At 72.3% G+C, this 26,248-nt stretch carries 23 protein-coding genes and 1 tRNA gene; 10 read left to right on the top strand and 14 right to left on the bottom strand.

Annotation, left to right across the window (positions count from 1 at the left end):
• The first annotated feature begins 72 nt into the window (after positions 1–72).
• A complete protein-coding gene (locus ACT3SQ_RS03615) occupies positions 73–681 on the top strand; it encodes a GNAT family N-acetyltransferase (RefSeq protein ID WP_441443632.1) in 609 nt (202 codons plus the stop codon).
• A gap of 95 nt (positions 682–776) precedes the next feature.
• On the opposite strand, the gene ACT3SQ_RS03610 is transcribed toward ACT3SQ_RS03615, so the two are convergent.
• Positions 777–1,622, bottom strand: coding sequence for a C40 family peptidase (locus ACT3SQ_RS03610; protein ID WP_441443633.1), 846 nt, complete (start codon positions 1,620–1,622; stop codon positions 777–779).
• A 328-nt stretch (positions 1,623–1,950) separates the two neighbouring features.
• Between ACT3SQ_RS03610 and ACT3SQ_RS03605 the strand changes: the two genes are divergently transcribed.
• The 8 genes from ACT3SQ_RS03605 to ACT3SQ_RS03570 all read left to right on the top strand — a co-directional run bounded on the left by ACT3SQ_RS03605 (position 1,951) and on the right by ACT3SQ_RS03570 (position 11,350).
• Positions 1,951–2,937, top strand: coding sequence for a GNAT family N-acetyltransferase (locus ACT3SQ_RS03605; RefSeq protein WP_444599395.1), 987 nt, complete (start codon positions 1,951–1,953; stop codon positions 2,935–2,937).
• Positions 2,938–3,061: 124 nt separating this feature from the next.
• Positions 3,062–3,964: an ABC transporter ATP-binding protein gene (locus tag ACT3SQ_RS03600; RefSeq protein WP_441443635.1), complete on the top strand. Its 903-nt coding sequence runs from the start codon at positions 3,062–3,064 to the stop codon at positions 3,962–3,964.
• Positions 3,961–5,034, top strand: coding sequence for an aliphatic sulfonate ABC transporter substrate-binding protein (locus tag ACT3SQ_RS03595; protein WP_444502211.1), 1,074 nt, complete (start codon positions 3,961–3,963; stop codon positions 5,032–5,034). The genes ACT3SQ_RS03600 and ACT3SQ_RS03595 overlap by 4 nt, the downstream gene beginning before the upstream one ends.
• Entirely contained in the window at positions 5,031–5,873 is an 843-nt protein-coding gene (locus ACT3SQ_RS03590) for an ABC transporter permease (protein ID WP_441443637.1), read from the top strand. The genes ACT3SQ_RS03595 and ACT3SQ_RS03590 overlap by 4 nt, the downstream gene beginning before the upstream one ends.
• Positions 5,870–8,047 carry an acetate--CoA ligase gene (acs, locus tag ACT3SQ_RS03585; RefSeq protein WP_444600833.1) on the top strand — a complete coding sequence of 726 codons (2,178 nt, stop codon included), beginning with the start codon at positions 5,870–5,872 and terminating at the stop codon, positions 8,045–8,047. Before ACT3SQ_RS03590 ends, acs begins: the two co-directional genes overlap by 4 nt.
• 77 nt (positions 8,048–8,124) lie before the next feature.
• Complete coding sequence (gene sfnG / locus ACT3SQ_RS03580) at positions 8,125–9,363, top strand: dimethylsulfone monooxygenase SfnG (RefSeq protein ID WP_442332032.1); 1,239 nt, start codon at positions 8,125–8,127, stop codon at positions 9,361–9,363.
• A complete protein-coding gene (locus ACT3SQ_RS03575; protein WP_441443640.1) occupies positions 9,360–10,790 on the top strand; it encodes an O-acetylhomoserine aminocarboxypropyltransferase/cysteine synthase family protein in 1,431 nt (476 codons plus the stop codon). The genes sfnG and ACT3SQ_RS03575 overlap by 4 nt, the downstream gene beginning before the upstream one ends.
• On the top strand, positions 10,787–11,350 hold the full coding sequence (locus ACT3SQ_RS03570) for a CoA-binding protein (RefSeq protein ID WP_441443641.1): 564 nt from the start codon (positions 10,787–10,789) through the stop codon (positions 11,348–11,350). Before ACT3SQ_RS03575 ends, ACT3SQ_RS03570 begins: the two co-directional genes overlap by 4 nt.
• A gap of 136 nt (positions 11,351–11,486) precedes the next feature.
• Here the strand turns inward: ACT3SQ_RS03570 and ACT3SQ_RS03565 are convergent, their stop codons facing one another.
• Positions 11,487–12,149 carry a pentapeptide repeat-containing protein gene (locus ACT3SQ_RS03565; protein ID WP_441443642.1) on the bottom strand — a complete coding sequence of 221 codons (663 nt, stop codon included), beginning with the start codon at positions 12,147–12,149 and terminating at the stop codon, positions 11,487–11,489.
• A 54-nt stretch (positions 12,150–12,203) separates the two neighbouring features.
• Positions 12,204–12,277, bottom strand: a tRNA-Met gene (locus ACT3SQ_RS03560).
• Between the two features lie 336 nt (positions 12,278–12,613).
• Here ACT3SQ_RS03560 and ACT3SQ_RS03555 point away from each other — a divergent pair.
• Positions 12,614–14,215: an HNH endonuclease gene (locus tag ACT3SQ_RS03555; RefSeq protein WP_441443643.1), complete on the top strand. Its 1,602-nt coding sequence runs from the start codon at positions 12,614–12,616 to the stop codon at positions 14,213–14,215.
• Between the two features lie 45 nt (positions 14,216–14,260).
• On the opposite strand, the gene ACT3SQ_RS03550 is transcribed toward ACT3SQ_RS03555, so the two are convergent.
• The 11 genes from ACT3SQ_RS03550 to hemE form a co-directional block, all read right to left on the bottom strand.
• Positions 14,261–15,397 carry a WD40 repeat domain-containing protein gene (locus tag ACT3SQ_RS03550; protein WP_441443644.1) on the bottom strand — a complete coding sequence of 379 codons (1,137 nt, stop codon included), beginning with the start codon at positions 15,395–15,397 and terminating at the stop codon, positions 14,261–14,263.
• A gap of 13 nt (positions 15,398–15,410) precedes the next feature.
• Positions 15,411–15,926 carry a hypothetical protein gene (locus ACT3SQ_RS03545; RefSeq protein ID WP_010549477.1) on the bottom strand — a complete coding sequence of 172 codons (516 nt, stop codon included), beginning with the start codon at positions 15,924–15,926 and terminating at the stop codon, positions 15,411–15,413.
• A gap of 185 nt (positions 15,927–16,111) precedes the next feature.
• Positions 16,112–17,089 (bottom strand): WXG100 family type VII secretion target, encoded by a 978-nt coding sequence (locus ACT3SQ_RS03540; protein ID WP_441443645.1) that lies wholly within the window; start codon positions 17,087–17,089, stop codon positions 16,112–16,114.
• 155 nt (positions 17,090–17,244) lie between these two features.
• A complete protein-coding gene (gene hemL, locus ACT3SQ_RS03535) occupies positions 17,245–18,570 on the bottom strand; it encodes a glutamate-1-semialdehyde 2,1-aminomutase (RefSeq protein WP_441443646.1) in 1,326 nt (441 codons plus the stop codon).
• Between the two features lie 75 nt (positions 18,571–18,645).
• On the bottom strand, positions 18,646–19,668 hold the full coding sequence (gene hemB / locus ACT3SQ_RS03530) for a porphobilinogen synthase (protein ID WP_441443647.1): 1,023 nt from the start codon (positions 19,666–19,668) through the stop codon (positions 18,646–18,648).
• Positions 19,665–20,471 carry a uroporphyrinogen-III synthase gene (locus ACT3SQ_RS03525; protein ID WP_441443648.1) on the bottom strand — a complete coding sequence of 269 codons (807 nt, stop codon included), beginning with the start codon at positions 20,469–20,471 and terminating at the stop codon, positions 19,665–19,667. Before ACT3SQ_RS03525 ends, hemB begins: the two co-directional genes overlap by 4 nt.
• The gene (gene hemC, locus ACT3SQ_RS03520; protein ID WP_444600832.1) at positions 20,471–21,580 is read right to left on the bottom strand and encodes a hydroxymethylbilane synthase; all 1,110 of its coding nucleotides are present in this window, start codon (positions 21,578–21,580) and stop codon (positions 20,471–20,473) included. Before hemC ends, ACT3SQ_RS03525 begins: the two co-directional genes overlap by 1 nt.
• Entirely contained in the window at positions 21,577–22,836 is a 1,260-nt protein-coding gene (locus ACT3SQ_RS03515; protein ID WP_444600831.1) for a ferrochelatase, read from the bottom strand. Before ACT3SQ_RS03515 ends, hemC begins: the two co-directional genes overlap by 4 nt.
• A gap of 25 nt (positions 22,837–22,861) precedes the next feature.
• Positions 22,862–23,596, bottom strand: a complete 735-nt coding sequence (hemQ, locus tag ACT3SQ_RS03510; protein ID WP_441443651.1) for a hydrogen peroxide-dependent heme synthase — start codon at positions 23,594–23,596, stop codon at positions 22,862–22,864.
• On the bottom strand, positions 23,593–25,038 hold the full coding sequence (hemG, locus tag ACT3SQ_RS03505; protein ID WP_442332035.1) for a protoporphyrinogen oxidase: 1,446 nt from the start codon (positions 25,036–25,038) through the stop codon (positions 23,593–23,595). The genes hemQ and hemG overlap by 4 nt, the downstream gene beginning before the upstream one ends.
• Positions 25,035–26,105, bottom strand: coding sequence for a uroporphyrinogen decarboxylase (gene hemE / locus ACT3SQ_RS03500; RefSeq protein ID WP_442332036.1), 1,071 nt, complete (start codon positions 26,103–26,105; stop codon positions 25,035–25,037). Before hemE ends, hemG begins: the two co-directional genes overlap by 4 nt.
• Positions 26,106–26,248 lie beyond the last annotated feature (143 nt).

Here is a 26,248-nt window from a genome sequence, read left to right as displayed (position 1 = left end):
CGGCGCCGCGAGACCGGTGTCGGCATACGGGAAGGATCGACGCCATTGCCTCTTCACCCGCATGATCGAGGGATGACGAGCACTGCCCCCATGCCTCAGCCCCGCCCCGTTCCGCTCGAGAACCCACGGGTGCGGCTCGAGCCGCTCGGCGAGCAGCACGTGGACGGGCTGCGCGACGTGGTGGCCGACGGGGAGATCTGGAAGATCCCCTACGCGCCCCATGTCCCGGCTCCGGAGCGGGTCGCGGAGGCCGTTGCCGCGCAGTGCGCCTCCGATACCGCCGGGACGACGGCCTCCTGGGCCGTGATCGACCGGGCGAGCGAGCGGGTGGTCGGCCACACGTCTTTCCTGAACATCTCCCTGCGGGACCGACGCCTCGAGATCGGCACCACCTATCTGGCAGCCTCGATCCACCGCACCGGGATCAACGCCGCAGTAAAGCTGGCCCTGCTCACCCATGCTTTCGAGGAGCTCGGCTGCCTCGGCGTCGAGTTCCGGGTCCACCACTTGAACATCGCCTCACGCCGCGCCGTCGAACGACTCGGCGCGCAGCAGGATGGGATCCTGCGCGCGCACCGGATCATGCCTGACGGCACCCTGCGCCATACCGTCGTCTACTCGATCCTGGCCGACGAGTGGAGCGGTGTGAAGGCGTCCCTGGAGCACCGTCTGCGCCGCTGAGCGCTCTGGCCCCTCCTGCGGGGCATGGGCGAGGCCCGGCCCCGCGTGCGGCGGAACCGGGCCTCGGTGAGTCGGCGTGCGGACCGACGGCGGGATCAGCGGTAGGTGACGAACCCGGTGGGGTTGCCCCATAGACCGCGCTCGACGACCTGCTGCTTCGAGCCGGAAGCGTCGATGATCTGGCCGTCGCCGGCGTAGATTGCGACGTGGCCGGGCCACACGACGAGGTCGCCGGGCTGCGCCTCCGACGGGGAGATGCTGCGGCCCTGGGCGGCGATCTGGCTGCTGGTGCGCGGCACCTCGATGCCGGCGGCCTCGTACGCGTGGTTCACCAGGCCCGAGCAGTCCATGCCGCCGAGCGAGCTGCCACCCCAGGAGTAGGGGGTGCCGACGGCGGAGCGGGCAGCGTCGACGATCGCGCTGCCGGTCCCGGAGGTGATGGAGGTCGGGACCGTGGTCGCACCGGCGGTCGGCGCGCCCGCGGAGGAGGCCCCGAAGGAGGGGGCGCCGCCGAGCGCGCCGTGCGTCTCGGGGCCCACCACGCCGTCGACCTGGAGGCCGTTCGCGGCCTGGAAGTCCTGGACCGCGGCGACGGTCATGGAGCCGAAGTAGCCGGTCTCGGGCAGCTCTGCGCCTTGAGCGTTCAGCGCGGACTGCAGCGCCTCGACGGCCTCGCCGGAATCGCCCTGGCGCAGCTTCTGGGACGAGCTGCCGGAGTCGGAGCCAGAAGCGGCGGGAGCCGAATGGGCGGCGCTGGGGTCTTCATCGCCGCCGGCGAGTGCGGTGTCGTTCGCCATCGCGGAGGTGCCGCCGGCGAAGGCGGCGCCGACCAGGACGGTGCCGAGCACGGCGCTGCCGCCGAGAGCGCGCGCCGCGCGGTGGGTGCCGGTGAGCGGGGTGACAGCGCGGCCGACTGCGCGGTGCGTGTTCAGATGTGCCATGGGGTCTGGTCCTTCTCGCGTACTGCTGGTGGTCTGGTGCATTCCGCGACGCGGCTCTCGGGGAGCGGTGAGGTCCTGTGGGAGCGGGCCCACAGCCGGGGAGCCCGGGGAATGCGAGATCAACACTAGGAGCGGCTCCCGCGCACGTGAAGAGACGTGAACCGGCCGAAGAGAAGCATTTATCGGCCCTTGGCCTGCGGGGCGGCCCAGATGGCCTCGACATGGTGTGACTTGACCTCTGCGGATGACCTGCGGCACACGTGCGGCGCAGGTGCGAAGGGAGCGAAGAACGCTGGGAGAGCGGGCCCCGATGTGGTGGGATGGCTCGATGAGCACAGCCCAGGACAGCCCCGTGCAGATCAGCCCTGTCGACCGCACCGACCGTGAGGCGCTGCTCGCCTGGAACGCCGTGCTGGGGGAGGGGTTCAACGCTGGGCGCGAAGCGGCCTGGTGGGCGAGCGAGGAGACGATCCTTGCCCGCTTCGCGGACCCGAAGCCCGGGCGCCTGTCCGTGCTGCTGGTGGCGCAGAACGAGGGGGAGCTGGTCGGGGCAGCCGGGGCCGACGTCGACCCCGGGGACCCTGCCGAGGTCGAGATCTCCGTGCTCCCGGCACATCGTCGCCAGGGCATCGGCACGGCGCTCGCCGCTGCCGTGCGCGGCGCGCTGACCGGTCACGCCGCGGTGGTCCAGGCCGAGACCTACAGCGCGGAGGGCGTCGCCTTCGCCCGCGCGCAGGGGCTGCGCGTCGCGAATCAGGAGCACCGCCTGCTGCTCGCTCTGCCGCTGGACCCCGCGCTGCTGCAGGCCGAGGCGCGCCCCGCGCCCGGGATCGAGGTGCGCACCTGGCAGGGCGCCTGCCCCGAGGAGTTCCTCGAGGACTGGGCGCGCCTCACCACCCAGATGGAGGCCGACGTGCCGATGGGCGACCTCACCCGCCCGGCCTCCCGCGCCGATGTCAACGAGATCCGCCGCAACGAGCAGCGCATGCACGCTCAGGGCTGGGCGCTCGTGCGCGGTCTCGCCCACGACGGCGGAGTCGCAGTCGGATACACCGAGCTCTTCGTGAACCGTCATGACCCCGAGATCCTCACCCAGGACGACACCCTGGTGGACCGCGCGCACCGCGGCCGGGGCATCGGTCGCGCCCTGAAGCTCGCCAACCTCGAGAATCTCGTTGCCGTTCCCGAGGCGAAGTCCTCACGCTGGATCCAGACCTACACGGCGCTCGACAACGCCCCGATGCTCTCCCTGAACCGGGCGCTCGGCTTCCGGGAGGCGGACGTGCTGAGCATCCTGGAGGGCGAGCTCGGCTGAGCGGGACTGCTCGGTGTGACCTATTCCGCACGGATCTCTTCCCGCTTCCTCTTCGGGCCGCGACTATGACGGCTTATGACGAGAATCTGGCGTCGGTGCCGCGTCGGCGTTCATGATCGGCGGCATGACCAGTACCGCCACCACCCCTGATCTGCGCCCGGGCCTTGCGCCTGACGCCGACGCGCCCCCTGCGCGGGGACGGCCGAACGGCGTGCGCCTGGACGCCATCGCCCGCACCTTCGACTCCCCGCAGGAGCGTCATGAGGTGCTGCGCGAGGTCGACGTGGAGCTCGGCTCGGGAGAGATCGTCGCGGTCGTCGGCCCCTCGGGCTGCGGGAAGTCCACCCTGCTGCGCCTGATCGCGGGCCTGGACCGACCCACCGCCGGCGTGATCCGGATCGGGGGCACCGCCCTGACCGGCACCGATCCGCGCACCGCGGTCGCCTTCCAGGAGCCGCGTCTGCTGCCCTGGCGCACCCTCGAGAAGAACGTGGCCCTGGGCCTGCCCCGCGGCACCGGGAAGCGCGAGGGCCGCGAGCGGGTGCGCGAGCTGCTGTCCCTGGTGGGCCTCGAGCATGCCGCCGGCCAGCGGCCCCGCGAGGTCTCCGGCGGCATGGCCCAGCGCGCCTCGCTCGCCCGGGCCCTGGCCCGCAGCCCCGAGGTGCTCCTGCTGGATGAACCCTTCGGCGCGCTCGACGCACTGACCCGCCTGCGCATGCAGGACCTGCTGCTGGAAATCCACGCCGCCGAGCCCACCACGATCTTCGTGGTCACCCACGACGTCGAAGAGGCGCTGTACCTCGCCGACAGGGTGCTGCTGCTGCGTTCCCTGCGGGAGGACCCCGCCTCCGGCTCGATCGCCCGCGTCGTCGAGGTGCCCGGGGTGCGACCCCGTGACCGCGCCGACCGCACGCTCGCCGAGCTGCGCGTCCAGCTGCTCGAGGGCCTCGGCGTGCACGCCCACCCCAGAACCCCCACCCCCAGCCTCACCCCCAGCACCAACCCCACGACGGAGAACCTCTCATGACCCCTCGCATCAGCCGCCGCACCGCCACCGCCCTCGGACTGACCGCCGTGGCCGGGATGGGCCTGGCCGCCTGCGTGCCCGGAGAGGGCTCCGAGAACACCGCAGCGGGCTCCGGCAGCTCCGGCGGCGAGGGCGGCGCAGGGAAGTGGAGCACAGGCTCCCTCACGATCGACTGGGCCACCTACAACCCCCTCAGCCTCGTGATCCGCGACCAGCAGTTGATCGAGACCGCGCTCGGCGACTCGGTGACCGTGGAGTGGGTGCAGTCGGCCGGCTCCAACAAGGCCAACGAGTTCCTCCGCTCCGGCTCCGCGGATATCGCCTCCACCGCCGGCTCGGCCGCGCTGCTGGCCCGCGCCAACAACTCACCGATCAAGGTCATCGGCATCTACTCCCAGCCCGAGTGGGCCGCGCTCGTGGTCGGCAAGGACAGCGATATCACCGGTCCGGCCGATCTCGCCGGCCGCGCTGTCGCCGCGACTCCCGGCACCGACCCGTACTTCTTCCTGGTCCAGACCCTCGCCGAAGCGGGGCTGAGCATCGACGACGTGGAGCTCCAGCCGCTCCAGCACGCCGACGGCCGCTCCGCCCTCGAGGGCGGCAGCGTCGAGGCGTGGTCGGGCCTGGACCCGATCATGGCCGCCGCTGAGGTGGAGTCCGGTGCCCAGCTGGTCTACCGCAACGTCGACTTCAACACCTACGGGTTCCTCAACGCCACCGAGGACTTCATCGAGAACCACGCCGACGTCGCCCAGGTGGTCGTCGACGCCTATGAGCAGGCCCGCACCTGGGCGCTCGCGAACCTCGAGGCCACCGCGCAGCTGCTGGCCGATGCGGCCGGCATCGACCTCGCGGTCGCCACCACCGTGATCACCGAGCGCTCGAACCTCGACGTCTCCGGCGTGCCCGGTGAGGACCAGCTCGCCGTCCTCGAGGCGATCTCCCCGATGCTCTCCGACTCCGGGGACGTCCGGGGCGGGGCCGACGCGGTCGAGAAGGCCCGCGGCTCGATCCTCCACGCTGACTTCGCGACGGCCGCAGTGGAGAAGCAGACGGCGGAGAAGCAGTGAGCGCGACCACCGCGACAGCCCCGCCGACCGCTGCGTCCCCGGTCGGAGCGGAACACGCATCCGCTGAAGGCCGCACCGCCTTCTGGGAGCGCACCGGAGTGCGCCTCGCCGCCGGCGCCGTGCTGCCGCTGCTGATCCTCGCCGCCTGGCAGCTCACCACCGCCGCCGGGCTGGTGCCCGCCTACCGCCTGCCCGGCCCGCTGACCGTGCTGCAGGCCGGGGTCGAGCTGATCGAGCGCGGCGAGCTGGGTCTGCACATCGCCATCTCGGTGCAGCGCGTGCTGCTGGGCTTCGCGATCGGCTCCCTCGTGGGCCTCGCCGTCGCCGCGATCGTGGGCCTGTCCCGCGCAGGCGATGCACTGCTGAACCCGACCCTCGCCGCGCTGCGCGCCGTGCCCTCACTCGCCTGGGTGCCGCTGCTGATCCTGTGGCTGCAGATCGGGGAGGAATCCAAGGTCACGCTGATCGCGATCGGTGCCTTCTTCCCGGTGTTCACGACCGTCGCCGCGGCCCTGCGCCACATCGACCCCCACCTGGTGGAGGCCGGGCGGTGCTTCGGCCTGCGCGGCTGGTCCCTGTTCCGCACCATCCAGCTGCCGGCCGTGGTGCCCTCGGTCGTCTCCGGGCTGCGCCTCGCGCTGGCCCAGGCCTGGCTGTTCTTGGTCGCCGCCGAGCTGATCGCCTCCTCGATGGGGCTGGGATTCATCCTCAACGACTCCCAGCAGACGGGCCGCGTGGATCGGATCCTGCTCGCGATCGTGCTGCTGGCGCTGCTGGGCAGCCTGACCAACGCCCTGCTGGGCCTCGCCGAGAAGAAGCTGCTGAAGAGGTGGACATGAGCATCACCGAGACCGCCGCGGATCCCCTCGCAGGGACCGCCGCCGGCGCTGCCGCCGAGACCCGGCTGGTGGAGACCCGCAGCTTCCCGCCGAACCCCGCGCTCGAGGGGACGTGGAACGTCGATGCGAGCATCTACGCGACGGCGTCGGCCGATCCGACCGCCTTCTGGGAGGCCGCCGCGCACCGGCTCGACTGGGCAGAGCCCTGGCACACCGCCCTGGAATGGGAGGCGCCGACGGTCGCACCGGCTGCCGACCCCGCCGCCGACCCCGCCGCCGGCTCTGCTGCCCGCACGACCGCCGACTCCGCCGCCGAGGAGCTCAGCGTCCCCGCCGCCCGCTGGTTCGTGGGCGGCCGGCTGAACGTCGCCGAGAACTGCGTGGACCGCCACGTGCGCGCCGGCAACGGCACCAAGGTCGCCCTGCACTTCGAGGGCGAGCCGGGGGACCGGGAGTCCGTCACCTACGAGGATCTCCAGCGCCGCGTCTCCCAGGCCGCGAACGCCCTGACGGACCTGGGCATCGAGCCCGGGGACCGGGTGGTCGTCTACCTCCCGGTGCTCGTGGAGACCGTGGTCATCGCGCTGGCCTGCGCCCGGATCGGCGCCGTGCACTCGCTCGTCTTCGGCGGGTTCAGCGCCGAGGCGGTGCGCTTCCGCCTGCAGGACACGAGGGCGAAGCTGCTGGTCACCTCCGACGGACAGTTCCGCCGCGGTCAGGCCGTCGAGGTGAAGTCCCAGGCCGACGCCGCCGCCCGCGACCTGCCCGAGCTCGAGCACGTGCTGGTCGTGCGCCGCACCGGCCAGGACATCGCCTGGACCGAAGGCCGCGACGTCTGGTGGCACGAGAGCGTCGGCACGGCGAGCGAGACGCATGAGGCCCGCAGCTTCGACGCCGAGCATCCGCTGTTCATCATCTACACCTCCGGCACCACCGGCAAGCCCAAGGGTCTGGTCCACACCAGCGGCGGCTATCTCGCCCACACCTCCTGGGCGCACTGGGCGCATTTCGATGCCAAGCCCGGCGACGTCCACTGGTGCACCGCGGATCTGGCCTGGGTCACCGCCCATACCTACGAGATCTACGGCCCGCTCTCCAACGGCCTCACCCAGGTGATCTACGAGGGGACCCCGGGCGAGCCCACCCGGGAGCGGCATCTGGAGATCATCGAGCGCTACGGCGTCACCGTCTACTACACCGCCCCCACCCTGATCCGCACCTTCATGAGCTGGTTCGGGGACACGCTGCCCACCGGGCACGACCTCTCCTCGCTGCGCCTGCTGGGCACCGTCGGCGAGGCGATCAACCCCGAGGCCTGGGTGTGGTTCCACCGCACCTTCGGCCGCGGCGAGCTGCCGATCATCGACACCTGGTGGCAGTCCGAGACCGGCGCCGCGATGCTGGTCCCGCTGCCCGGCGTGACCACGCTGAAGCCCGGCTCCGCGACCGTGCCGCTGCCCGGCATCGACATGGCCGTGGTCGATGCAGAAGGCCGTGAGCAGCCCGCGGGCGTGGCCGGCACCCTGGTGGCCCGTCGGCCCTGGCCCGGGATGGCCCGCACCGTCTGGGGCGACCCCGAGCGGTACCGCGACTCCTACTGGAAGGACTACGCGGGCCGGGGCGAGCACGGCGGCTATTACGTCGCCGGGGACTCCGCCACGGTCGATGCCGACGGGTGCTTCTGGATCCTCGGCCGCCTGGACGACGTCGTGAACGTCTCCGGGCACCGGCTGTCCACCATCGAGATCGAATCTGCGCTGGTCGCGGACCGCACCGTGCAGGAGGTCGGCGCCACCGGGGTCCAGGATCCGCTCACCGGGCAGGCGGTCGCGGTGTTCGTGATCCCGGCGGGTTCAGCGGGTGCAGTGGGGGCTGCGGATTCGTCGGCCCTGGACGTGCCCGCCCTGCGGGCCCGCGTCGCCACCGAGATCGGCCCGATCGCCAAACCCCGCTTCGTGATCCAGGTGCCGGACCTGCCCCGCACCCGCTCCGGCAAGATCATGCGCCGCCTGCTCGCCCAGCTCGTGCACGCCGAGCGGGACCGCCGCGCGGGCCGCCCGCCGGTGCCGCTGGGGGACATCACCTCGCTGCAGAACCCGGAGGCCGTCGACGCCGTGGCCGAGGTGCTCGCCGCGCTGCCGGCGGAGGATCCCACCGCCGCCCCACTCTCCTGACCTGACCTGACCCGATGTGACCTGACCTCCCTGACCCGACCTCGACAGACTCCACCTACTCCGACCCTGGAGGAATCATGACCACCACCGTCCCCACCTCGACCTTCGAGACGCCGCTGAAGTTCGCCTACTGGGTGCCGAACGTGTCCGGCGGCCTCGTCGTCTCCACCATCGAGCAGCGCACCGACTGGCAGCTGCCGTACAACGCGAAGCTCGCCCAGGTCGCCGAGCAGTCCGGCTTCGAGTACGCGCTCACGCAGACCCGCTACGCCGCCAGCTACGGCGCGGACAAGCAGCACGAGGCCTCCGCCTTCTCCATGGCGCTGCTCGGCGCGACCGAGAAGCTCAAGGTCATCGCTGCCTTCCACCCCGGCATGTGGCACCCCGGCGTGCTCGCCAAGTGGCTGATCACGGCGGATCACCTCTCCGGCGGCCGCGCCGCGGTGAACATCGTCTCCGGCTGGCTCAAGGACGAGTTCGTGAAGTTCGGCCTGCCCTGGCTCGAGCACGACGAGCGCTATGTGCGCACCGAGGAGTTCATCTCCGCGCTGCGCGGGCTGCTCACCGAGAACGGGTACTCCCAGGACGGGAAGTACTACTCGATCGATGACTTCACCCTCTCCCCGAAGCCCGTCGACGTAGCCGGTCGCCCTCATCCGGAGATCTTCTTCGGCGGCAACTCGACCGCCGCGCAGGCCACCGCGGGCCGCGTCGCGGACTGGTACTTCTCCAACGGCCGCACCCTCGAGGGCTACGAGGACAACGTCGCCGGCGTCCTCGCATCGGCCGCCGCCGCAGGCCGCACCCCGAAGTTCGGCCTGAACGGCTTCGTCATCGCCCGCGAGTCCCGGAAGGAGGCGGAGGAGACCCTGCGCGAGATCGTGGCCAAGGCCCACCGCCCCGCCGTCGAGGGCTTCCGCCAGTCCGTCCAGGAGGCCGGCGCCTCCACCAAGGACGGCAAGGGCATGTGGGCCGATTCCTCCTTCGAGGACCTCGTCCAGTACAACGACGGCTTCAAGACCCAGCTCATCGGCACCCCCGAGGAGATCGCCGACCGCATCATCGAGTACAAGAAGATCGGCGTGAACCTGCTGCTCACCTGCTATCTCCACTTCACCGAGGAGGTGGCGATGTTCGGCCGGGACGTGCTGCCGATCCTGCGCGAGAAGGAAGCGGACCTCGCGCGCGCCCGCGGCACCGAGCTGAACACCGACCTGCTGCCCGTCGTCCCCGGCGTCTCCGCCGAGGACGCCGCGAATGCCGCCTTCGACACCCTCCCGGCCGATCACCCGGCCAAGGCAGGAGCCGCTGCATGACCACCCAGGCCCAGACCACCCAGGCTGAGACCACCCAGGCCGGGCGGACCGCGCAGCCCCCGTCGGCCGCCGCCGCGCCGAGCCCCGAGCGCAGCTTCGGGTTCCGCACCCGCGCCCTCCATGCGGGCGGCACCCCCGACGCCCAGCACGGCGCCCGCGCAGTCCCGATCTACCAGACCACCTCGTTCGTCTTCGACGATGCGGCCGACGCCGCGAACCTCTTCGCGCTGCAGAAGTACGGCAACATCTACTCCCGCATCGGCAACCCCACCGTCGCCGCCTTCGAGGAGCGCATCGCCTCCCTCGAGGGCGGGATCGGCGCCGTCGCCACCGCTTCCGGGATGAGCGCGGAGTTCATCACCTTCGCGGCGCTGGTGGGCGTCGGCGACCACGTCGTCGCCTCGGCGCAGCTCTACGGCGGCACCGTCACCCAGCTCGACGTCACCCTGCGCCGCTTCGGCGTGGAGACCACCTTCGTGCCCTCCTCCGACCCTGAGGACTACCGCGCCGCGTTCCGGCCGGAGACGAAGGTGCTCTACGTCGAGATCATCGGCAACCCCTCCGGCGAGATCGCCGACCTCGAGGGGCTGGCAGACCTGGCGCACGAGCACGGGGTGCCGCTCGTGGTCGACGCGACCCTCGCCACCCCGTACCTGGTGCGACCGCTCGAGCACGGCGCGGACATCGTCATCCACTCGGCCACGAAGTTCCTCGGCGGGCACGGCACCACCCTCGGCGGCGTCGTCGTCGAGTCGGGGCGCTTCGACTGGGGCAACGGGAAGTTCCCCTCGATGACCGAGCCGGTCGAGTCCTACGGCGGGCTGCGCTGGTGGGACAACTTCGGCGAGTACGGCTTCCTCACCAAGCTGCGCTCCGAGCAGCTGCGCGACATCGGCCCCTCCCTCTCCGCGCAGGCGGCGTTCCAGCTGCTGCAGGGCGTGGAGACGCTCCCGCAGCGGATCGATGCGCACCTTGCCGGAGCGCGCGCGGTCGCCGAGTGGCTCGACGCGGACCCGCGGGTCTCGTTCGTGACCTGGGCGGGGCTCGAGTCCCATCCGCACCACGAGCGCGCTTCGAAGTACCTGCCGCTCGGCCCCGGCTCCGTCTTCGCCTTCGGCGTCCGACCGACGGGGGAGCACGCGAGCGCCGAGGACGAGGCGGCCGCGGCCCGCGCCGCGGGCGAGCGGGTGATCGAGAACCTGCAGCTCGCCTCGCACCTGGCGAACATCGGGGACGCGCGCACCCTCGTCCTGCACCCGGCCTCGACCACGCACCGCCAGCTCACCGCGGAGCAGCTCGTCGCCGGCGGCGTCCGGCCCGACCTCATCCGCATCTCGGTGGGCCTCGAGGACGTGGAGGACATCCTCTGGGACCTCGACCAGGCGATCACCGCGGCGACCGGCCGCAGCAGGGAGGAGCAGGCATGAGCGGCATCAGCATCCAGTCCGGCGCGGCCTGCGCCGCGCCGTCGGCGACGGACGTCGAGGGAGTGCCCGCGCGCACCTGGCAGGGCCCCTCGGCCCCGGAGCGGCTCGTGATCCTGCGCCGGGCGCGCTCGATCGCGATCGTCGGCGCCTCGACGAACCCCGCCCGCGCCAGCTACTTCGTGAGCACCTATCTGCTCTCGAGCGCGCCGTACGAGGTCTATTTCGTCAACCCCCGAGCGACGACGATCCTCGGACAGCCGGCCTATGCCTCGCTCGCGGACCTGCCCGTGGTGCCCGACATCGTCGACGTGTTCCGCCGGGACGCCGACCTGCCGGGCGTCGCCCGCGAGGCCGTGGAGGTCGGCGCGAAGGCGCTGTGGCTGCAGCTCGGCTCCTGGAACGAGGAGGCCGCCGCGATCGCCGAGGACGGGGGCCTGGACGTGGTGATGGACCGCTGCGTGAAGATCGAGCACGCCCGCTTCCACGGCGGGCTGCACCTGGCCGGGTTCAACACCGGCGAGATCACCTCCCGCAAGCAGCGGGTCAGCGCGCGGCGCTGAGCGTACGCTCGGAAGTCAGGCGCGGGTCGGGGATCACCCCGGCCCGCGTTCTGCTGTCCGGGGGTATGAGCACTGGGGCCCGGCGCCGCTCGGGCCGGTCCTGCGGGTCCGGTGATCCGGGGCGCACCGGCACCGCTCACCCCTCGATGCGGAGTCCCAGGTGCGCGGCGAGGAGGGGCGCGAGCGCGGTGACCTGCGCGGCGTCGAGCGTCGCGCCCGACAGGCCCTCGAGGTTCGAGATCGACCCCATCTCCAGCCCGCGCAGGTCCACGTCTTCGAGCCGGGCGTGGGGCAGGGCGACGGAGCCGGCGCGGCAGTTCACGAAGGCGACGCGGGAGGCGGTGACGGCGCCGAGGTCGAGCTCGTCGATCGTGCAGTCCTCGAAGAGCACGTCCTCCAGCGTCGAGGAGTGCAGGTTGATCCAGTCGAACTTCGTGCCGGTGATGCGGGTGGAGCGGATCTCGGCGTCGTAGACGTCCAGCGCCCCGATCCGCGAGCCGGCCAGCTCGACGTCGCGCCAGGTGGAGCGGGTCGCATCCAGCACCGGGGCGTTCAGGCGCTCGATCCGGGTCTCGAGCAGCCGGGCGTGCTGGAGCACGGTGGTGTGCGCGGTCACGTCGACCAGCTCGCACTCGGTGAAGGTCGCGCCGGTGAGGTCCGCCCCGGTGAGATCGGCGCCGACGAGGCGCAGGCCGTCGTACCGGTCCTGGGCGTTCAGCTGTGCGGCGTCCGCCTCCTCGAGGTCGGGAAGGACCAGGCGCTCGAGGACGGGCGGGCGGGTGGTGGTGCGACGGCGCATGGGGTCCTCGGGTCGGCGGCGTGAGGTCGTCCTCGAGGGTACGGGGAGGGGGAGACGCTCCGGCAGGATTCGAACCTGCGACCCACTCCTCATGAGGGAGCTGCTCTACCGGGCTGAGCTACGAAGCGGTGGTGTCGAACGGGTGCTGTGGGACCAGCCTGCGGGACCGGTCCGGCGGTGTCGAGCGCGCTGTCATCTGCCGTCGCATTCGAGGTGCGGCACCCGCGACCTTTCCTCCACAGAGGGTGGTTATCCACATTCTCGCGTCGAATTCGGTGGAGTGTCCGAGTGGTGTGTGGATGCATTTCAGGATGTGACGCTCGGGTCCGAGTGGAATGTCTTTGGCCTGCACATACGTTCGGATCGGCGGGCGGGTGTGCGCGCGACAGCTTCTCCCTGATCGGCGTTATCCACATTCTTCTGCGGGCCTTTCCTTTGTCGGTGGGGGCCGGAAGAATAGGGCCATGACTCTCGCAGTGCAGGACCTCGGCGCGGCTGCTGGTGATCCCCACCAGCAGCTGATCGACGCCGTGCGTGCGGGAGGTCCCGGAGCGCTCGCCGAGGAGCTCGGCGACCGCGCTCATGTGCTGAGCGCCCTCACCGGGTTCCCGCAGGAGCTGTTCGCCCCCGCGGATCCGTCGGCCGAGGCGTTCCGCGACGTGATCGGCAGCCTGCATTCCCTGCGCAGCGCGATCGACGCGCTCGAGACCCGCGCCGTCGTCGCGCTCGCCGACTCCCTCACCCTGCGCAGGCAGGCCGAGGCGCGGGCGCACGCCGCGCAGGAGGCGGGGGAGGAGACCCCGCCCGCACAGCTGCTGCGCGCGGCGTCCCGTGAGGCGGCCCGCGAGGTCTCGATGCTCACCCGCCGCTCCCCGGCGTCCGCCTCCCGCTCGCTCGCCGCCCGGCGCCGGCTCGTGGCGGACATGCCGGTGATGCTCTCCGCCCTCGCGGACTCCCAGGTCACCACCGAGGACGCCTATCGCACCGCCCGCTCCTTCGCCCCGCTCACCCCCGCCCAGCGCCGCGAGGCGGACCGGCTGCTCGGGGAGCGCCTGCCCTACCTCGACGGCGCCGGCTCCGAGGAATGGGCCGACGGCCGCGCCGCCGCGATCTCCCTCGCCGACCCCGACGGCGAGGCGCGGCGCCACCAGCACGCCAAGCGGGAGCGGCACGTGACCGTGCGCCGCGGCGAGCACGGCATGGCGACGGTGACGGCGCACGTCACCGCGCTGGACGCGGCCCTGATCCGCAAGTGCCTCTCCCTCGAGGCCGAGCGGCTGCGCACTGCCGGCGACCGCCGCGGGCATCAGGCCATCCAGGCTGACACCTTCGTGGACACCCTGATCGGCCGCAGCGGGAGCATGGAGCCGGTGACGCTGGACATCGGCGTGATCATCACCGACCACGTGCTCCTGGACCCCGGCACGGGCGACCTCGCCCAGATCGAGGGCTACGGCACGGTTCCCGCCGAGGCGGTGAGGGAGAGTCTGCGCGATCCGCTCAACGCGATCGCGGGCACGGACGAGGACCCGCTCGGTCCCGACGGTCCGGCGCTGCGCGCCGTGCTGCGAAAGCTGTACGAGCACCCGAGGACCGAGGAGCTGGTCGCCGTCGAATCCCGGGCGCGGGCCTTCCCGTCCGCGCTCGCCCGGTTCATCCGTCTGCGCGACCGGACCTGTCGCGGCCCCCACTGCAACGCCCCGATCCGCCACATCGACCACATCCGGCCCCACGCTGCCGGGGGATGCACCTGCCTGGAGAACGGGCAGGGGGTCTGCGCCTACTGCAACGACAAGGAGCAGCAGCTGGCGAGCGTGGAGCGGGTCGGGGACCCGGCGGTCGACGGGCACGTGGTGGAGTGGACGACGAGACTCGGCGCCACCCGACGCACTCGCGCCGCGGCGCTGACTCATCGGTGCGGTCCGATGGACCCACTGCCCGGTGACAGCCCGGTGCAGCCGCCGACCGACCCGCCGACGCCGACCGAGTCCCCGGGGAGCACCGAACCGCCGGAGACGACCGACCTGCAGGCGCCGACGGAGCCCGAGGGCCGGACGGGGAACTAGATCCTCACCTCGGCAGCTCTGCCCAGAGCTTCACGAGTGACGTGCTCACGGCAGATCGAACTGCCTCCAGTCCTTCCCGTCCCACGCCGAGACACCCGTGGCCTCGTCCAGGGTGTACAGCACGCTCTCGTCCGGGGACCAGCAGATCCGCTGCAGCAACAGATCCTCGAAGCGGGTCTCCTCACCGGTGGCGCTGTCCCAGATCAGCAGATCCCCGGGGCTCTGCAGTGCGATCCGGCTCTGCGCCCCGACGGCCAGGCGGGCCGAGTGGGTGTAGGGGGAGACCTCGGGGCCGGTGCTGGTCGTGCCGTCCGGTGCGCGCACCTCGAGGGTCGCCGGTGCATAGGTGACCAGCACGAGCGTCTCGTCCGCGCTGTACCCGAAGTCGACCAGGATCCGTTCCTGAGCGTCCAGCACCTCGCGCCGCTCCCCGGTAGCGGGATCCCAGTGCGAGAGGCGGTTGGGCGGGTCGCTTCGTCCGTGGACGTCGGTGCCGCCGACGACGAGGGTCGTGCCCTCCGCGATGTAGGACAGGGCCGTGGGAGCAGGGGCGTCGGGCTGCAGGATGTGGCCCGCCCCGCACTGGTCACCGCTCACGTCCCAGAGGCGGACCGTGCCGTCCTTGCTGGTGGAGGCCAGCTGCGTGCCGTCCGGGCTGAAGGCGAGAGCCGTGATCCGCGCCGACGTGTCACGGGGGTCCTCATGGCCGATCAGGTTCCACAGCAGCTCCCCGTCGACGCTGACGATCGCGATGTGCCGCCGGTCGCCGATCGCCAGCCGGGTGCCGTCGGGATGCCAGGCGATCGCTCCCTCGGCAGCACCGGCGATGCGCCGCACGACACTCCCCTCGGCTGTGTCCCACAGGAGCACACCCTGGACATCGGTCAGTCCCAGCATCGAGCGGTCGGGATGCTCCGCGGCGGCGATCAGGGCGCCGTCGGGGGAGACGGCGAGCCCGGCGTCGTTGAACCAGCGGGACGGGGAGGGCTCATAGGGGGTGACGCGAGCCCCCGGAGGGACCCTACTGCCGCCGTCCTCGAACTCCGGCAGCTCCTCCTCGGGGCCCAGGCAGGAGCTCGGCGCCGGCCCCAGGAACGGGAGCCGGCCACAGCCGGGCAGCAGCAGCGCGGCGGACAGGGCGGAGGCGCCGAGCAGCGCGTGACGACGGGTCGGAGGAGCCATGGTCGAGGGCCGGTCAGGCGCCTGTCGGCTGCGCCGTGCGCCAGAGCAGGCGGAACCACACCTGTGTTCCGTCCTCGAGGGTGTGGACGTCGCACTCACCGTTCTCGGTGGGGACCAGCTCCTGGGCGGTGGAACGCCGACGCTCGGCGGCCAGCACCGTGTACTCGTCCTCCACCCGCAGCACCGGATAGGGCGATTCCTCGGTGCCCTCGCCCGCAGTGCGGATGCTGTCCATCGCCAGCAGCGCGAACTTGCGCTCGCGGGTCGCGTCCGCGTCCTCGCCGAGCGCCGCATAGGCCTGGGATAGGTGCATGTGCGCGGCGGGGCTGAGGAAGATGCCGGGCATCTGCGCCCACAGTGCATCGATCACGCCCTGATGGTCACCGGCCTTCTCGAGCGGGGTCACGATCTGCGTGATCGCGACCATCGGGTTATAGCTCGGTGCCGCGGTGATCTCCCGATGCAGCGCCTCGAGGTGCTCCGGCGTCGGGTCGAGGGCGTACGCCTCCATGGTGTCCGGAAAGTTCACGGTGTCCCGTCCTGTGTCGAGTGCTGTGGGCAGTGAATGGCATCGGCGGTGAGGAGGCGGTGGCTCGCTCTGTCGGCTCCGATCCTACGGGGAGGCGGGAACCCGAGCATCGTCCTCCCGTCACTGGCCGGCGTCGGCACGGGCGAGACCCGCTCGAGGACGCAGGGGCTCGGCGCGCGACGCCGCTACGACGTGACCGGAACCCCGGCGTCGCGCTGGTACTGCTGGAACTCCTCAAGCGTCATGTCCTCGGCGAAGCTGCCGCCGGTGTCGAAAGCGTCCTCCTCCAACGGCTGGTCGAGGTACTCCTGGTACTCCGCTTCCCAGGCGTCGCGCTCCTCCTGCGGAGCCGTATCCGGGGGGCGAGGCCCGTCGGGGCCCCCGTGATAGTCGCGGTCGTTCTCGCGCCAGGCCTCGATCTCCTCTCGGGTGACCCCGTGCTCCCTCTCGATGCGCTCGTACTCCGCCTCGCTGGTGTCCTCGCGCCAGAACTGCCATCCCGGTCCCTCCGTCTGCTCGACCCAGTTGTCCTGCGCGGCGTGGCGGGCTTCGTGGGCGGCGATGTTGATGGAGTACGGATCCCAGGCCCAGTCCTCGTCGATCACGATGTGCTCTCCGCGGAACAGGTCGTGCTCCTTCCAGTAGCCCGCGGGCCCGCCGTCCCTGATGTCGTCGAAGTGCACGGTGATCTCCGCCTCGATGCCCTGCCGCTCGAGCTCCTGCTCGACGATCTCCTCGAGGACGAGCTGCTTCTCCTCGTTCGACATCTGATGCCACGCGATCGCGACCTCCATGGAGACGTTGTCCGGGTCTCCCGGGAGGATCTGGTCGTCGTACGGACCGAACCGGGCTCCGCTGAGATTCTCCTTGCCGGATGCACCGCTCCCGGGAGTCTCCGCTGCAGAGGCCGTGTTCTGCTGCTCGACCTCCTCGGACAGGGTCGCGGAGTGCTGTGCGAGATCCCCGCAGACCTGCTCCAGGAGCCGTCCGGCACCGCTGGACCACGACATGCGGAAGCCCTCGGCGTCCGCTCCCACCCAGAACCCCTCGCTGGCCCGCACCTGCCCGTCGAGGGTCGTGGCGTGGGATGTCAGGCGCTGCTGCGCTGCGTCGATGCGCGCTGCGAACTCACTGACCTGGTGGGGGTTCATGCCGAGGAACATCGATGCATCTCCTGGTGCGGCGAGCGGAAGGGGCCGACACGGCCGGGCAGCGACGGTGCTCGTCTCCCGGACCTCTGGCCTGTCCCTCACGCTAGCCGCGGCGTGGTGGGTCGTGCCATGGGGAGTTCTCTCCATGGCACGACCCACCTGGCGGCTCAGCCCCGCGCCGCCGCCTTCGCCGCAGCCGGCAGCACCGCCGCGATCCGGTCGAGGACCTGGTCGGTGTGGGCGGTGGAGACGAACCAGGCCTCGAAGGCCGAGGGAGGGAGGTACACCCCGCCCTCGAGCATCGCGTGGAAGAAGCGGGTGAACGCCTCGGTGTCCTGCGCCTTCGCGTCCTCGTAGGTCGTGACGGGCTCGCCGCGGAAGAACACCGAGAACAGGGTGCCGGCGGTCTGGACCACGTGCGGGACGCCCTCGGCGGTCAGCGCGTCGGCGACCAGCTGCTGCAGCGTCCGCGAGGCGCGGCCGAGCGTCTCGTAGGCCGCGTCGTCGAGCCCGGCGAAGGTCGCCAGCCCGGCCGCGGTCGCGAGCGGGTTCCCCGAGAGGGTGCCGGCCTGGTAGACGGGTCCGGCCGGGGCGAGCAGGCCCATCAGGTCCTCGCGGCCGCCGAAGGCGCCGACGGGCAGGCCGCCGCCGATCACCTTGCCGAAGGTCATCAGGTCCGGCGCCCAGTCCTCGCCGGTGCCGCGCGGGCCGTCGACCCCGTAGTGCCCCTCACGGCTCGCGCGGAAGCCGGTGAGCACCTCGTCGCTGATCAGCAGCGCGCCGCTCGCGTGCGCGGTCTCGGAGAGGAAGCGGTTGAAGCCCACCCCGTCCTCCGTCGGCGGCGTCACCACTCCCATGTTGGCGGGAGCGGCCTCGGTGATGATCGCGGCGATCTCCTGGCCGCGCTCGGCGAACAGTGAGGTCACGGCCGCACGGTCGCCGTAGGGGAGCACCACGGTGTCGCGCGCGGTCGCGGCGGTGACGCCCGCCGAGCCCGGCATCGCGAAGGTGGCCACGCCGCTGCCGGCCTCGGCCAGCAGCGCGTCGACATGCCCGTGATAGCAGCCGGCGAACTTCACGACCACGTCGCGGCCGGTCGCGGCGCGGGCCACCCGCAGCGCGCTCATCGTCGCCTCGGTCCCCGAGTTGACCAGGCGCAGCTGCTCGATCGGGCGGATGCGGCGCACGACCTCCTCGGCGAGGGTCACCTCGCCCGGCTGCGGGGCGCCGAAGGACAGCCCGCGGCCCGCGGCCTCGCGCACCGCCTCGACGACACGGTCGTCCGCGTGGCCGAGGATCATCGGGCCCCACGAGCCGACGAGATCCACGTACTCATTGCCGTCGGCGTCATGGAGCAGAGCGCCCTTGGCGTCGGTGAGGAACGGCGGGGTGCCGCCCACCGAGCCGAAGGCGCGCACGGGCGAGTTCACGCCGGAGGGGATCACCTGCTGGGCGCGGGTGAAGAGGTCGGCAGAGGCGGTGGTGCGGGTCATCGGGGCATCTCCTGATCAGAGGGCGGAGTGGTGGGTGACGAGGGAGGGGCGGAGGCTCAGAGGAATTCGCGCAGGTCAGAGGAATTCGCGCAGGTGGGCGGGCAGGCCCTCGCGGAACCAGCCGGCGACCTCGCTCGCGTAGTAGGTCAGCACGGTCGAGGCGCCCGCGCGGCGGAAGGCCAGCAGCGACTCCAGGATCATGCGGTCGCGGTCCACCCAGCCGTTCGCCGAGGCCGCCTCGATCATCGCGTACTCGCCGGAGACCTGATAGGCGCCGACGGGCACCGGCGAGGCCTCGGCGACATCCCGGAGCACGTCGAGATAGGGCAGGCCGGGCTTGACCATCACCATGTCCGCTCCCTCGGCGACGTCGAGCGCGAGCTCCCGCAGAGCCTCCCGGCCGTTCGCCGGATCCTGCTGGTAGGTGCGGCGGTCGCCCTGCAGGGAGGAGTCGACCGCCTCGCGGAACGGGCCGTAGAACGCCGAGGCGTACTTCGCGGTGTACGCGTAGACCGCGGTGTCCAGATGGCCGGCGCCATCCAGCGCATCGCGCACCGCGGCGATCTGGCCGTCCATCATCCCGGAGGGCCCCAGCAGGTGCGCGCCGGCCTCGGCCTGGGCGAGGGCCATCTCACGGTAGCGCGCCAGGGTGGCGTCGTTGTCGACGCGTCCCGCGGCGTCCAGCACCCCGCAGTGGCCGTGGTCGGTGAACTCGTCCAGGCACAGGTCGGCCATGATCACGGTCGCATCACCGAGCTCGGAGCGCAGGCGCGAGAGCGCCCGGTTGAGGATGCCGTCCGGGTCGGTCGCGCCGGAGCCGATGGCGTCCTTGAGCTCGGGTACCCCGAACAGCATCACGCCGCCCACCCCGCGCTCCACCGCCTCGTTCGCAGCGCGGACCAGGGAGTCCATCGTGTGCTGGACGACGCCGGGCATCGAGCTCACGGGGCGGTTCTCGCTCGCACCCTCGCGCACGAACATCGGCAGCACCAGATCGGCGGGCCGGAGGGTCTGCTCACGCACCAGGGAGCGCATCGCGGCGCTGCTGCGCAGACGACGGGGCCGATCGATCGGGCCGGGGAAGGATGAAGAGGTCATCGGGGCTCCTTAGGAAGAGCGGGAGAGGAATCAGCGGTCGACGGGTCTATGGCCGACGGGCCAGGAACTGACGAGCCTGCGGCGAGCACCTGCTGCACCGCGTCGGCGAGGGAATCATCCGTCGGCTGCTCCGCCTGCCGGGCGAGCGGCAGCCCCGCGGCGCGCACCGCGGCGGAGGTGGGGTCGCCGATCGAGATGATCGGGGTCGAGGGATGCACGCCCAGCGCGGCGGCGTGGCGGGCGATCATCGGGCTGGTCAGCACGATCGCACCGTAGCGCCCGGTCGCCAGAGCAACGGCGACCGGGGCGGGGGGCTCGAGCCGCTGCGGACGGTAGGCGGTCACCTGGTGGACCCGGTAGCCCTTCGCCCGCAGTCCTTCGGGGACGGTCGGGGAGGCGGCGGCAGAGGCGGGAAAGAGCACCGTGGCCCCCGCCGGCGCAGACGGCATCTCCGCGACCAGGGCCGCACCGGAGCCACCGGCGACCATCGTGGCCGTGATCCTGAAGGCGTCCAGCGTCGCCGCGGTGCCGGCGCCGACGGCGATCACCTCGGTGCCCGGCGGCACCACCACCGCGCCGAGCGCCTCGGCGGCGGTGCGGGAGGTGATCACCAGATGGGAGTAGGCGCCGCCGGTGAGCCGCTCCCGGGCCACGGCGAGCTCCTCGTCCGTGGCGTGCTCGAGCCGGATCAGCGGCTGATGCTCGGCCTGGATCCCGCGCTCCCGCAGCCGGGCCAGCAGCGTCGCTCCGCGCCCGGCCGGTCGGGCGACCAGCACGGGACGGGGAGCGTCGAGCGGGGACATCAGGCCTTGGCCTCCGCGAGGATCTCCCCGGCACCGCGATCGAGGAGATCGCTCGCGAGCTCGGCCCCGAGCTCTGCCGGCACCGAGCCGGCACCGGAGAGCTGATCCACCGTGAGGTCCAGCGCCACCCGGGCCTCGCCCTCGACGACATGGCTGCCGTCGGGACGGATCGCGAGCCCGCGCAGCCGCAGCACGTGGCTGCGGGGCTGACCTCCGCTGTGCTCGCCGTCGCTGGGCGCTCCGCTGCCGTGCACGCCGCCGCCGTCGCTCTCGTCGCGGTCGGCGAGCTCGAGCTCGGCGTAGGCCGCGACCGGAGCGGAGCAGCCCGCCTCGAGCGTGCGCAGCAGCGCCCGCTCGGCGGTGACCGCTGCGCGGGTGGCGGGGTCGTCGACCGCGGCCAGCCGGTCGGCGAACCAGGGAGCGGTCGCGAGCGCGGCGGTGGTCGCCTCGACGGCGAGCGCGCCCTGGGCGGGGGCTGGCAGCATCACGTCGACCGGCAGCAGCTCGCTGATCGCGGCGTCGCGGCCCACTCGGCGCAGCCCGGAGGCGGCGAGCACCACTGCGTCGAGGTCTGCGTCCTCCCCGAGCGCCCGGGCCAGTCGGGTCTCGACGTTGCCGCGGATCCCGAGCACCTCCAGATCCGGCCGGGCCCGCAGCAGCTGGGCGGCGCGGCGCGGGGAGCCCGTGCCGACCTTCGAGCCCGCCGGCAGCTCGGCGAGGGTGAGCCCGTCGCGGGCGCAGAGCGCATCGCGCGGATCCTCCCGGGCCGGGTAGCAGGCCAGGGTGATCTCCTCCAGCGGTGCGGTGGGAAGGTCCTTGCAGGAGTGGACCACCACGTCGACCTTCTCATCCAGCAGCGCCTGACGGACGGCGGTGACGAACACGCCGGTACCGCCGATCTGCGCGAGCGGGCTGATGCGGTCACGGTCTCCGCGGGTGCTCAGGTGCACCAGCTCGACGGCGTGGTCGGTGCCCGCCACCAGCGCCTCGCCCACCTGCCCCGACTGGGTCAGCGCGAGATCGGAGGCGGGGGTGCCGATCCGTAGGGCGGAGCCGACGGAGGCCGCGGCCCCGGCGGTCCCGGCAGCGCCGAGGGGGCCGGGCGTCACGAGCCCGCTCCTGCTGTGGCCGCCTCTGCTCGCGCGCGCTCCACATCCCGCTCCGAGTCCACGGCACTGGTCGTCGGGCGGCACAGACGGCCGACGCAGCAGTTCGCCCCGCAGACGTCCGGCGTGCTGCCGAAATCGGTGACGATGCGGCGGGGGAACTGTGCATCCAGTCGCTCCTGGACCAGATCGGCCAGCGCGGCGATGAATCGGGGATCCTCGCCGGAGGTCGCGACGCGGCGGAAGTCGAGCCCCTTCTCCTCGGCGGTCTCCTTCGCCTCGGTGTCCAGGTCCCAGACCACCTCGACATGGTCGGTGACGAAGCCGATCGGGACCACGATCACGGCATCGGCCACATCGTCGGCGGCGAGCTGCTCGATCACGTCGTTGACGTCGGGCTCGAGCCAGGGGATGTGGGGCGCCCCGGAGCGGGACTGGTACACCAGCTGCCACTGCGGGAGCTCGGGGACGTCGTCGTGCAGCTGCTCCATCACCCAGCGGCAGGCGGAGAGATGCTGTTCGACATACCAGCCGCCGGAGCCCTCGACCCGGGTCTCCTCAGGGCCGGAGGCCTCGGCCATCGAGTTCGGCACGGAGTGGGTGGAGAACAGCACCGCGATCCGATCGGCGTCGTGCCCGGCCGCGGTGAGGCTCGCCAGGGCGCTGGCCACCCCGTCGACCACAGGTTCGAGGAACCCCGGATGGTTGAAGTAGACGCGCACCTTGTCGATGCTCACCTCTCCGGCCAGACCGGTCTCCTCGAGCACCATGCCGAAGTCCTCGCGGTACTGCCGACACGAGGAGTAGGACGAGTAGGCACTGGTCACCAGGCCCAGGGCGTGGCGGTGGCCGTCCTCATGCAGGGCACGGACCGCCTCGGCGTTGTAGGGCGCCCAGTTGCGATTGCCGAAGTAGATCGGCAGGTCGATCCCGCGGCCGGCGAGCTCCTGTTCGAGGGCGAGGATGATCGTCTCGTTCTGCGCGGTGATCGGGCTGCGGCCACCGAGGGCACGGTAATGGCCGGCGACCTCCTCGAGGCGTTCGTCGGGGATCCCACGTCCCCGGGTGACGTTGCGCAGAAACGGGATCACGTCGTCCTGACCGTCGGGGCCGCCGAACGAGGAGAACAGGATCGCGTCGAAGGGCTTCTGCTCGCCGCGCCGGGCATGGGTGGCGGAGTCGGGCGCCGCAGGGCGCGGGCGGGCCATCGACGGGCTGGACGTCGAGGGGCTGGGCATCGGCGGGGTGGAGTCGGTCATGGTGAGTCCTCGATGGTGGGGTGGGTCAGGCGAGCAGCGCGGCGACGTCCTCGAGGGAGTCGAGGCGTCGGCCGGTGTGGAAGGGCAGCTCGTCGCGCACGTGCAGACGGGCGTCGGAGTAGCGCAGGTGGCGCATCATGTCGACCAGGTCGTGGAGGTCATCCGCCTCGAAGGAGAGCAGCCACTCGTAGTCGCCGAGCGCGAAGGCGGCGACGGTATTGGCGTTGACCTGCGGGTAGTCGCGACCCAGCATCCCGTGCTCGCGCAGCATGCGGTTGCGCTCGTCGTCTGCCAGCAGGTACCAGTCGTAGCTGCGCACGAAGGGGTAGACGGTGATCCACTGCTTGCGCTCGAAGCCCGGGACCATGAACGAGGGTGCATGCCCCTTGGCGAACTCGGCCATGCGGTGCACGCCCACGCCTGCCCACTCGCGGTGCAGCCAGGTCCCGGCGAGGGAACGCTCGAACTCGCGCAGCGCGGTCTGCAGATCGGCCGGGTCATCCGCGGCCAGCCACAGCATCAGGTCCGCCTCGGCGCGGAAGCCCGAGACGTCGTAGAAGCCGAGGATCTCCACGCCGCCCTCGGAGGCGGACTCGATGAGCTGGGTGACCTCCTCCAGGGACGACCGGATCTGCGCGGTGGTCAGCTCGCCGTCCTCGGTCAGGCCCGAGAGCCGACGGAACACGGTGTAGCTGGTGTATCGGGTGGTCTGCGCGATGTCCTCGACGGACTGCGCTTCCTGAGCGGGGGTGTCGGTCATGAGGGGTTTCCTTCCGAGGGGGTGGTGTCTTCTGCGAGCGACTGTTCGGCGCGGACGATCGCGTCGATGCCGGTGCCGGCTCTCCAGGAGCCGACCAGTTCGAGGGAGGGCTGCTCGCTGAGCAGCCCGGAGAGGGCGTCGAGGGCGGCGCGGTGGCCGGCCTGGGGCTGCCGCATGGCACGCTCCCAGTCGATCACCTCGGAGGCCAGGAGCTGCGTGCCGGACAGCGGGGCCCCCAGGATGCGGGATGCATCGGCCAGGGCGAGGCCGACGATCTCGCCCCGAGCAGGCAGCTGCTCGCCGGGGCGGCCGTAGGACAGGCGCAGCAGATGCGGGCTCCCGGCGGCGGGCAGGGCGTCGTGCAGCGCCTGCTGCACGTGCTCCCATTTGGCGCTCGCATGGGTCAGCGCTTTCGCGCGGATCCCGTCGGTGCCCGGGGCGACCAGCGCGCCGGTGCCCGAGGGGAAGGCGTTCAGCGCCGGGGAGTCCACCACCAGGGCCACCAGGCGCACAGGGGCCGACGGGGCCTGCGGGATCGCCTCTGCGATCCCCGGTGTCGCCTCCCGCAGCAGTTCCCGGGCTGTGTCCGGTGGGCAGGCGAGGACCAGGCGGTCCGCGGTGAGCTCCTCCTGGCGAGAGGTGCGGACCGTCCAGCCGGTCTCGTCCCGGCCGAGATCGACGACCTCGACCCCGGTGCGCAGGATGCCGCCCTCGGCGAGGAACTGCGCCTGCAGCGTCTGGGGCAGGAGCGCCATGGTGGGGGACAGGGCGTGCACGCGGGTGCCGGCGCTCGCGGCGGTCCGGGCGCCGGCGCTGCGTCCTCGGGTCCGTCGCACCGCAGCGGTGAGGGAGCCGTGCTCGGCCAGGCCGCGGCTCAGCGCGGGGGAGGCGGCGGCGAACTCGAGGGTCGTGGGATCCGCGGAATGCACTCCGCCGACCACCGGGGCGACCAGTCGCTCGAGCACCTTCCGGCCGAGCCGCCTGCCCACCACCTCGGCGACGGTCGCCCCGGGACGGGCGCCGACGCGGGCAGGGAGGAACCGCTCGAGGCTCGCGCGCAGCGCCCCGGCGGTGCCGAGCACCGCCCGGGCATCGGCCGCGAGGGGCCGGCCGGGGATCCCCAGCAGGCTGCCGCCGGGGGCGCGGTGCACGCCTGCGGAGGAGACCACCCGGCTGCCCAGACCCTCACGCGGGGCGACGACCTGTTCCGCCAGCCCCAGCTCGGTGACCAGCGCATCGACAGCTCCGGCACCGGTCGAGTAGGCCTCGGCGCCGATGTTCACCGCCAGCCCCCCGGCGCCCGGCAGCGCGGCCTGCGCGATCGCGCCGCCGATGCTCCCGGTCGCCTCGAGCAGCACCACCCGGTGCCCTGCGCGCAGGTGGCGTTGAGCGGCGAGCAGGCCGGCCAGGCCGCCGCCGACGACGAGGGTGCGGGTGGTCATGCCGTGGCGGGATCCTGCGAGTGGACGTCCTGCGCGAGGGCGTCCTGCTCGTGGAGGAAGCTCACCAGATCGGTGAGGACCTGCGGGTCGGTGTCCGGAGGGACGCCGTGACCGAGGTTCACCACGTGACCGCTCGCACCGGCGCCGGCCGCGAGCACTCCGCGAGCCTCCGCGAAACGGGCCTGCTCGGAGGTGAACAGCACGGCCGGGTCGATGTTGCCCTGGAGCGGGGTGCCCGCCGGCAGCATCTCGAGAGCCTGGTCCAGCCGCAGCCGGTGGTCCACGCCCATCACGGTCGCGCCGGCCGCATGCATCTGGGGCATGAGGTGCGAGGCGCCGACACCGAAGTGGATGCGCGGCACCGGCAGGTCGGTGACGTGGGCGAGAGCTGCCGCAGAATGCGACTGCACATGGGTGAGGTACTGCTCGGAGCTCAGCGCGCCGACCCACGAGTCGAACAGCTGCACCGCGGAGGCGCCGGCCAGCACCTGGGCGCGCAGGAAGCGGCCCGAGAGCTCCGCGACCCAGGCCGCCAGGCGCGCCCAGACCTCGGGCTGGGAGCGCATCAGCGCCCGGGTGCGCAGGTGGTCGCGGCTGGGGCCGCCCTCGACCATGTAGCTGGCCACGGTGAAGGGAGCGCCGGCGAAGCCGATCAGGGGAGTGGTGCCGAGCTCCGCGACGGTCAGACGCACAGCCTCGCGGATCGGTTCGAGCGCCGCGTCGTAGTCGTCGCCGAGCACGGGCAGGGCGTCGACGTCGGCCTCGGTGCGGATCGGGTGCTCGAAGACGGGGCCCACGCCGGGCTTGATCTCGACGCCGAGCCCCGCCTGGCGGGCGGGCACCACGATGTCGGAGAAGAAGATCCCAGCATCCACCTGATGGCGGCGCACGGGCTGCACGGTGATCTCCGCAGCCATCTCCGGGCGCACGCACGAGTCGAGCATCGTGGTGCCCTCGCGCAGCGAGCGGTACTCCGGCAGCGAACGGCCGGCCTGTCGCATGAACCACACGCTGGGGGTGGCGCTCCTCACGCCCCGCAGCTCGCCGAGCAGTGAGGCGTCGGCCACCCCGCCCTCCGCAGCGGAGCGCTGCAGGGGGTGCTCCGCGGGCAGGGCCGAGGGGGTCCCGGGAGGGGTCGTGGAGGCGATCGCGGGGGCGGTGGCGAGGCCGGGGCCTGGGGCGTTCCCGGTATCTGACAGGTGTCGCGATC

It is taken from the genome of Brachybacterium sp. AOP42-C2-15 (assembly GCF_052377065.1).
GTDB lineage: Bacteria > Actinomycetota > Actinomycetes > Actinomycetales > Dermabacteraceae > Brachybacterium.
Note: the sequence above shows the minus strand (reverse complement) of the source record. Positions and strands in the feature narration are given on the sequence as shown.